The sequence below is a fragment of the Bradyrhizobium sp. 142 genome, from assembly GCF_023074015.1.
Classification (GTDB): domain Bacteria; phylum Pseudomonadota; class Alphaproteobacteria; order Rhizobiales; family Xanthobacteraceae; genus Bradyrhizobium.
In genome coordinates, this window is record NZ_JADPKQ010000164.1 from 1 (window position 1) to 2,183 (window position 2,183).

Genomic DNA, 2,183 nt, shown 5'->3' on the forward strand with positions numbered 1-2,183 from the left:
CAGCTGCCGCGCCCTCGCGCCCAACTCCGCCGCCACCCCCGCCGCCGCCTGCGGCCCGACCCGCTCCGCCCCCGCCGCCACCGCCCGCGGCACGTCCGGCTCCTCCGCCGCCGCCCCCGCCTCCTGCCGCTCCGAAGCAGCCGTCGCCGCCTCCGGCCGCGGCTCCGCAGCAGCACGCTCCGCCTCCGGCGCCGCCCGCGGCGCGTCCGTCTCCGACGCCGCCAGCACCGCCTCCCGCGGCGGCTCCGCAGCAGCACGCGCCGACACCGCCGCCTCCGGCCCCGCCCGGAGCACGCCCGTCTCCGCCGCCTCCGCCGCCTCCTGCAGCTGGTCCGGCGGGGCGGCCTACGCCTGCGCCCACGGCGACGCCTTCACCCGCTGCGCCTGCGGCCCGTCCCGGCTCGCCTGCGCCGGCAGCCACTCCCGCTCCGACGGCGACACCCGCACCGACGCCAACACCTGCGCCGACCGCAACGCCGGCTCCGGGCAGCACACCTGGCGCACCGCCGGCTGGCCGCCCCGGCGCACCTCGCCCCGGCACCCCCCCGGCTGCAGGATCACCATCACCGGCTCCTGGTGCCACACCCGCTCCCGCAACCACGCCGACGCCAGGCGCCGGCAGCCCGAGCCCGCCGTCCGGACGTCCGGGTCCGGCACCGACGCCAGCTCCCGGCGCAACTCCAGCCCCGACGCCAACTCCAGGCGGCGCCGTGACGCCGGCACCCGGACGTCAGGGCGGAACGCCTCCGGCTGGCGCGCCAGCTGCCGGAACTCCGGCTGCGCCGCCCCAAGCCGGCGGCCTCCCGCCCAGGCCCGCAGCTCCCGCCGGCGCCGCGGCGCCGACGGTCGTCCCAGGTACGCCAGCCGCAGCGCCACCGCCGAACAGGGCGCAATACGCGCCGCCGACGGTTGCGCCGGCCTTCCGGGCCGCGCCCACGACCACCACGCCCCTGCCGCCTCCGCCGCGCCCGCCGCAGCGTGACCTGACACCGCTCGCAATCGGTGCAGGCGTGGTGGCTGGCGCCGTGATCGGCGCCACCATCGCCGACCTCCACAACCAGCGGCGCGAGGTCGTCGAAGGCGGCCGCACCGTCTACACCGAGCCGGATCGCATCATCATCCGCGATCCGGGCGGCCAGGCATACGTCCGCGGCAACGATCTCTATCGCTTCCGCTACGGCGCTCGCGATATCCGCACCGACACTGTCGGCGGCGAAACCCGCACCGTCGTGATGCGTCCCGATGGCAGCCAGGTGATCACCGTGGTCGGCGCGGACGGTTCGTTGCTGCGGCGAATCCGCAGGGACCCGAGCGGGCGCGAGCTCATCATCATCGACAACAGCTACCGCGATCCGCGGTCGGTCGGCGGCTTCTATGTCGACGTGCCGCCGCCAGTGGTGAACATTCCCTACGATCGCTACATCGTCGATGCGCAGGAGGCATCGCCGGACGTGATCTATGAGACCATGGAGGCACCGCCGGTGCAGCGGATCGATCGGCGTTACTCGCTCGACGAGATCCGCTACAGCCCCAATGTTCGCATGCAGATGCCGAGCATCGACGTCAACACGATCAACTTCGAAACGGGATCGTGGACCATCCCGCCGGACCAGGCGGCCCGGTTGCAAGGGATCGCCGACGGCCTCAACCGTGCGATCCAGCGCAACCCGCGCGCCGTGTTCCTGATCGAGGGCCACACCGACGCGGTCGGCAACGAGGTCGACAATCTGTCATTGTCGGACCGCCGTGCGCAATCCGCGGCCGAATTGCTGACGCAGCAGTTCGGCGTGCCGGCGGAGAACTTGACGTCGCAGGGCTACGGCGAGCAGTATCTAAAGGAGCAGACGCAGGGGCCGAGCGTGATCAACCGGCGCGTCACCGTCCGCAATATCACGCCGCTGCTCAACGGTGGCCAGGCCTCGCTGCCGCCGCCCCCGCCCGGCACCGCGCCGCCGCGCTGAGGCGACACCCACAAACGCAAAATGGCCGGGAGCGATCCCGGCCATTTTTGTTGGTGTGCCGAGCATGTTCGACAGCTTGGAGGTGGAAGTCCTTTACCCAGCCTGATGGCGGCGAAGGGTTAGCGAAGCGCAAGGGCGTCATCGCGAGATGGGGTTTGAAGGAAGCGTGGAGCAAACCTGCGGCCCGATGGACAAGAACCGGATAACGAGGCCTACCCAGCC

1 protein-coding gene is annotated in these 2,183 nt (G+C 72.7%); it reads left to right on the forward strand.

Going from position 1 to position 2,183, the window contains the following annotated elements; genetic code table 11:
* Positions 1-1,961 (forward strand): OmpA family protein (locus tag IVA82_RS15030; RefSeq protein ID WP_247493362.1); only part of this gene is annotated, 1,961 nt, incomplete at its 5' end.
* Between the last annotated feature and the right edge of the window lie 222 nt (positions 1,962-2,183).